General features: G+C 40.4%; 7 protein-coding genes. 4 read left to right on the top strand and 3 right to left on the bottom strand.

Going from position 1 to position 6,506, the window contains the following annotated elements; all coding sequences use genetic code 11:
• Window positions 1-28: 28 nt before the first annotated feature.
• The 3 genes from FJR06_RS01360 to psbB form a co-directional block, all read right to left on the bottom strand.
• Window positions 29-409 (bottom strand): hypothetical protein, encoded by a 381-nt coding sequence (locus FJR06_RS01360; RefSeq protein ID WP_254434370.1) that lies wholly within the window; start codon window positions 407-409, stop codon window positions 29-31.
• Between the two features lie 141 nt (window positions 410-550).
• A complete protein-coding gene (locus FJR06_RS01355; RefSeq protein ID WP_015083195.1) occupies window positions 551-655 on the bottom strand; it encodes a photosystem II reaction center protein T in 105 nt (34 codons plus the stop codon).
• A gap of 97 nt (window positions 656-752) precedes the next feature.
• Window positions 753-2,279 carry a photosystem II chlorophyll-binding protein CP47 gene (gene psbB / locus FJR06_RS01350; RefSeq protein WP_168650463.1) on the bottom strand — a complete coding sequence of 509 codons (1,527 nt, stop codon included), beginning with the start codon at window positions 2,277-2,279 and terminating at the stop codon, window positions 753-755.
• A gap of 409 nt (window positions 2,280-2,688) precedes the next feature.
• Between psbB and FJR06_RS01345 the strand changes: the two genes are divergently transcribed.
• The 4 genes from FJR06_RS01345 to FJR06_RS01330 all read left to right on the top strand — a co-directional run.
• Entirely contained in the window at window positions 2,689-3,144 is a 456-nt protein-coding gene (locus tag FJR06_RS01345) for a Panacea domain-containing protein (protein WP_168650461.1), read from the top strand.
• A complete protein-coding gene (locus FJR06_RS01340; RefSeq protein WP_168650455.1) occupies window positions 3,137-3,760 on the top strand; it encodes a hypothetical protein in 624 nt (207 codons plus the stop codon). The genes FJR06_RS01345 and FJR06_RS01340 overlap by 8 nt, the downstream gene beginning before the upstream one ends.
• A gap of 35 nt (window positions 3,761-3,795) precedes the next feature.
• A complete protein-coding gene (locus tag FJR06_RS01335; protein WP_168650459.1) occupies window positions 3,796-5,313 on the top strand; it encodes a glycosyl hydrolase family 57 in 1,518 nt (505 codons plus the stop codon).
• Between the two features lie 145 nt (window positions 5,314-5,458).
• A partial coding sequence (locus tag FJR06_RS01330; RefSeq protein ID WP_168650457.1) for an RNA-guided endonuclease TnpB family protein occupies window positions 5,459-6,506 on the top strand: 1,048 nt, incomplete at its 3' end.

Here is a 6,506-nt window from a genome sequence, read left to right as displayed (position 1 = left end):
AGATCATAATAACTAGCAACTTAGGTTACTAAAATTCTATTTGAGCCAGCAGTTTTTCCAAGGCTTTTTGCTTTTTAGGATTTTCCCAAACCTTAGCTTTTTGTAATTGACTCGATGCTTCCTTATAACGGTTTTTGAGTGAAGGTGGTTCTGGATTTACCTGACGACTTGCTTTAATTCTTTCGTTAATCTGAGTTAGTGATAGACTGTCTGCTATCGTCTCCTCCAGGAGTGCAGTTCGTTGTGCTAAATCTTTGACGCGAGCGATCGCAGTAGCTTTGGTATATTCAATCTCACCTTTAGCCTCATTTTGCATTCGGTAGAGAAGTGAAACCACGTTATCAGTATCCTGATTTAACCTCAAACTTAAAAGCTGAAGTATACCTTCAGTTTCTTCGATTGGGTTCAAATCGTAAATGTAGTTTTTGTATACTACTTTTTGAAGTGCGGAATGTGGGTTTAATACCTAAAACGGAATATCCGTTGCTACTATTATCAGTAACAACGGATATTATTAGCATATATTCCCTGACAAATGGGGAATAACTAACTACTTATCTTTCTTCTCAAAACGGGGGGGTTCGCGGAAGGCGATTGAAAAAAAGAGTACACCTATTGCTAGGGCTAAAATCAAGATGTAAGCAACACTTTCCATATTCTTCAGATCCTGCCTGTTGAGCCAGTAATTTTAGTTTACCAAACCGGGGAAAAAGCATGAAGTAGAAAAATCTACTTCACACCTGATCCAAGTTTTAAGCTTCCGTTCTCCGACGAGTTGTCTTGTCACCCAGCTTCTGGAAAAGACCCCATTCAACTTGTTCTTCTTCAATTTCCACACCGGCAAATACATCACGGTAAATTGTCCGTGAACCATGCCACAAGTGACCAAAGAAGAATAATAGAGCGAATACAGCATGACCAAAGGTAAACCAACCTCTGGGAGATGTGCGGAATACACCGTCAGAGTTCAAGGTTTCTTTGTCAAATTCAAAGATCTCTCCACCTTGAGCTTTGCGGGCATACTTCTTGACATCAGCGGGATCTGTAAAGGTTTGACCATTCAGATTACCACCGTAGAAGCTGACAGTTACGCCAGTTTGTTCAAAGCTATATCTAGATTCTGCCCGACGGAAGGGGATGTCAGCCCGGACAACACCATCTTTATCGATCAAAATGACTGGGAAGGTTTCAAAGAAGTTAGGTAGACGACGAACTGTTAATTCCCGTCCTTCACCATCTGTGAACACAGCGTGACCTTGCCAAGACTCGGCAATACCATCACCCTTCACCATTGGTCCTGTACGGAATAGACCACCTTTAGCGGGGCTATTACCAACATAATCGTAGAAAGCCAGTTTTTCAGGAATCTTTGCCCAGGCTGCGGTCAAAGAATCACCTTCAGCAACACTGGTTTGCACACGACGCTGAATTTCTTGACGGAAGTAGTCTTGATCCCACTGATAGCGGGTAGGTCCAAACAGTTCAATTGGGGTAGCAGCGTTACCGTACCACATAGTTCCGGCTACTACGAAAGCAGCGAAGAAGACAGCAGCGATACTGCTGGAAAGTACGGTTTCAATATTCCCCATCCGTAGGGCTTTGTAGAGCCTTTCTGGAGGTCTAACTGTCAGGTGGAATAAACCCGCGATAATACCAACTACACCAGCCGCAATGTGGTGAGCGACAATGCCACCGGGGTTATAGGGGTTAAATCCAGCCGGACCCCATTCTGGTGCTACTGGCTGAATACTGCCAGTGATGCCATAGGCATCAGATACCCACATTCCCGGACCAAATAATCCAGTTTGGTGGAATGCACCAAAACCAAAACAAAGTAAACCGGATAAGAACAGGTGAATACCAAACATTTTTGGCAAATCTAGCGCGGGTTCACCAGTGCGAGGATCTCGAAAGAGTTCCAAATCCCAGAAAACCCAGTGCCAAACGGCAGCCAAGAATAATAAACCAGAAAGAACGATGTGAGCCGCAGCAACGCCTTCAAATGACCAGAAACCGGGGTCTACTGCTGTGCCACCAGTTACGCTCCAACCGCCCCAAGATTCGGTTACACCTAAACGTGCCATGAAGGGAAGTACGAACATCCCTTGTCGCCACATGGGGTTAAGAACTGGATCACTAGGGTTATAAACGGCTAGTTCGTACAATGCCATTGAACCTGCCCAGCCAGCTACTAAAGCTGTGTGCATTAAGTGTACAGAAATCAGCCGACCTGGATCATTCAGAACGACTGTATGTACCCGATACCAAGGTAGTCCCATTGACTACAAGCCTCCAGGATAGTTATGTTTACAAGGCAATTTTCTTACTGAGGTTCACAGATGACGGAAACCGCCAATGAGAACAATCTCTGAGTTTTTTTATTGCTGATTTTGAGTTTGGCAATACCGACGCACTACCATAGTTTGAGTTCTTTTGTCAAGAACTAGCTGTTTGAGTGTTTGGGTAATTACTAAACAAAAATGAGAATATTCTAAAAAGTGTAACTATTGATGGAACGCTTTGCAAGGGTTTCTATTGTTGGGGTTACCTAGCTTATGGCTTAAATATCGCTATCAGTCTCCAAAAATGCTGGTTATAACCTGATTTATGGGAAGTAAGATGTGAAAATAATTTTGCCTGACTACTTGTATAGTACAATGGTATGTGTTTGAGGTAAATCAATAAATTATGATTTCACAAGAATTAGATCAAGTTCAAAAAGCAATCATCGCCATTCACAGAGACCTATTTGATGAAAGCCCTTCACCAATGAAGCTGCAAAAATTGTGTTATTATGCACAAGGGTATGCTTTAGCTGAAAAAAAAGAGTTATTTCCTGAAAATTTTCAGGCATGGCAGCATGGTCCAGTGATATATGATCTGTACTATAAGTACAAGCAATATAAGTGGCATCCAATTGATGAGGATGTATCTGAGCCAGATGAAATTGATTATGAATATTTACAAGATATCGTCAGTGCTTATGGACGCTACGATGGAGCAGCACTTAGCACAATGACCCATAGAGAAAGACCTTGGTTAGATGCAAGGGGTGATTTGGACGAATCAGAAGGTAGCAATGCTTTAATTACGAAAGAATCTTTGCGTGATTACTTCGCTTCTAAGTTAAAAGCCAATGGCTAAAAAGAAGTTTAATACTATTGCGGATCAAGATGCAAAGTCTGTAGCAGAAGAGCGTCTTCGTGTTTCCTTTAATTACCTTGATTGGGACTCAGAAGAGTTCTTTTTTCATGGAATGGAAATCAAATATTATCAGAAATTCTTTGATTGCATATCAAGGATAGAATCCAGCACAGAAAGGGAAATAACTGAGCAAACACATCCTAGTTTATTACCTAAGTCGATCTTTAACTCCCAAACTTCAATTAGGGATTCATTTCCTCATGAGATAATTGCCAAGATTAAGAATAAGCTTTTTGTTCAAACAAAAGACGAAGAATCATCGCTAGATCAGGCTAGCGAAATAGCCTCAAGGGCTTTTGAAGTAAGATTGGGCAAAAATTATGGGCGAATTCATGGTTTCATTTGGAATAATACGTTCAATATTGTCTGGTTTGATCCGGCTCATAATTTGTACCCTATGAAGCGTGGAATAACAAAACATAAAGATATTGCAACAGTCAAGTCTTTTTCTTCCGATGAATGTTTACGGCTGCAAGAAATAATAAAGGAACTACATAAAGAAAATACAGAATTGTATGAGGCAATTTGTAATAATACAGATTCTCATCAACTCTAAACATTTAGTTATACATTATTTTTGAGGGGCTATAAATGTTGAAATTACCAGATAATCTCCCTACGTTACCCGAAATTATTGATAATCTGCCAAATATCTGCGGTTGGGAAAAAGAAGTGTTGACTGTAGTTAAACACGATGAGCCTATTTTTTTACCAACGACTAATCTGAAATTAGCAGATATTAATGCAGTATTTGCGATCGCTCTACATATGCACCAACCCACTATCCCAGCGGGAAATAATGGTTTATTGATCAGCAATTTACAATATATGTTTGCCCATCAACAAGAAGGAGATAACCACAATGCTGCCCCTTTTGCTAATTGTTATAGTCGCATGGGAGATTTTATTCCTGAATTAGTTGCACAAGGCTGTAATCCCCGTGTGATGTTGGATTATTCTGGTAATCTTTTATGGGGACTGGTACAAATGGGCAGAAGTGATATTCTAGATAATCTTAAACGCATCACCTGCAATCCTACCTACCAGCCCTATGTAGAATGGTTGGGGACTATGTGGAGTCATGCTGTCATCCCTTCCACCCCCATAGCAGATATTAAACTCCACATTATCGCTTGGCAACATTATTTTGCGGCAATTTTTGGTTGGGAAGCATTAGCAAGAATCAAAGGATTTTCCCCTCCAGAAATGCACTTACCAAACCATCCAGATACCTTGTTTGCATTTATCAAAGCCTTAAAAGAATGTGGTTATCGTTGGTTATTAGTGCAAGAACATACCGTAGAAACAATTAATGGTCAGCCTTTAAATTATAAACATTTACCACATCGGTTAATAGCTCGCAATTCCCAAGGAGAAGAAATTAGTATTACTGCATTGATTAAAACCCAAGGTTCAGACACTAAATTAGTCGCCCAAATGCAGCCATACTATGAAGCCAAAACTTTATCTAAACAAAAATTAGGTGATGTTGTCGTACCTCCCATAGTTAGTCAAATAGGTGATGGTGAAAATGGTGGTGTGATGATGAACGAATTTCCCGGCGGTTTTCAACAAGCTTGGGGGGATATGGTGCAAAATGGAGGAGGTAAAACTGGTGTTGTTGGTGTTTGCGGTACAGAATATTTAGAATTATTAGCAGCCGCAGGTTGTCAGCCCGCAGACTTTCCTCCCTGTCAAGCAAGTGGACAACATCAAATCTGGGCGCAAATTCCTGAAGGTAATTATCAACCGGATGCTGTAGAAAATGCGATTCAAGAACTGAAAAAAAATCACCCCAACTTTCAGATTGATGGGGCATCATGGACAAATCATATTAGTTGGGTGCAAGGATACGAAAATGTTTTATCTCCCATGTACAAATTTAGCAATTTATTTCATGAGAAATTTGACGATTTATTATCTGATCAATCCAGTGTAAATCTGACTCAAGATAGTCAATACCGCCAACTGCTATTACATAATCTCTTATTACAAACTAGCTGTTTTCGTTATTGGGGACAAGGGACTTGGACAGACTACGCTCAGGAAATTTACCGCCAGGGAGAGCAATTACAAGAAAGACTGGGAAGTTTGAAAGCCCCTGAGTAAGCATTGCGTAGCAATGCCTTATGTGCTTTTAGACAAGGGATGAAAAGCGACTCAGGTGGTTTTAACCACCGTCAAGATTTTGCAAGGCGCAATACATTTAGCCATCTTCAACCAACTATAGTAGTATAGGATGGGAGGTGAAAGGATGCTAGTTTTTGAGTTTAAAGCTTACGGAAAATCAGTTCAGTTAACAGCAATAGATGATGCAATTCGGACTGCACAGTTCATTCGTAATAGCTGTATTCGGCTATGGATGGATGTTCAAGGTATAGGTAAAAACGACTTGCAGAAATATTGTGCTGTACTGGCGGCTAATTTCCCTTTTGCTGATGAACTCAATTCAATGGCTAGACAATCTTCTGCTGAACGAGCATGGGCTGCTATCACTCGGTTTTATAATAATTGCAAGAAAGGCATTCCTGGTCAGAAGGGATATCCTCAATTCCAAAAAGATTGTCGTTCTGTTGAATACAAAACATCAGGATGGAAGCTGGCTTTGAATCGTAAATCCATCACTTTCACTGATAAAAAAGGCATTGGGCAGTTAAAACTTAAAGGGACTCGTGACCTCCATTTCTACCAAATTAACCAAATAAAACGGGTAAGATTGGTAAAACGGGCTGATGGTTATTATTGTCAATTTTGTATTGATGTCAACCGTCAAGAAAATATAGAACCATCGGGAAATACAATTGGTTTAGATGTAGGTTTGAAAGAATACTACACTGATTCTCATGGGGTGATGGTTGAGAATCCGAAATTTCTGCGTATTGGCCAAAAGGTTCTTAAACGTTCACAACGCCGTGTTTCCAGAAAAGTCAAAGGTTCAAAAAATCGGGGCAAAGCTAGACAGGTTTTAGGAAAACGCCACCTCAAAATAAGTAGGAAACGTAAAGACCATGCTATTAAATTAGCACGGTGCGTAGTTCAGTCTAACGACTTGATAGCCTATGAAGATTTGAGAATTAAAAACATGGTGAGAAATCATTGTTTAGCTAAGTCAATAAACGACGCATCTTGGTATCAGTTTCGTGTCTGGCTTGAATATTTTGGCAAAGTATTTAAGAGAGTCACGGTGGCAGTAAATCCACAATATACTAGCCTTGAATGCTCTAGCTGTGGTGAAGTTGTTAAGAAAACTCTATCTACGAGGACACACGTTTGTCAGTGTGGCTGTGTGATGGATAGAGATG

It is taken from the genome of Dolichospermum sp. UHCC 0352, assembly GCF_009711925.1.
GTDB classification, from domain to species: domain Bacteria; phylum Cyanobacteriota; class Cyanobacteriia; order Cyanobacteriales; family Nostocaceae; genus Dolichospermum; species Dolichospermum lemmermannii.
Note: the sequence above shows the minus strand (reverse complement) of the source record. Positions and strands in the feature narration are given on the sequence as shown.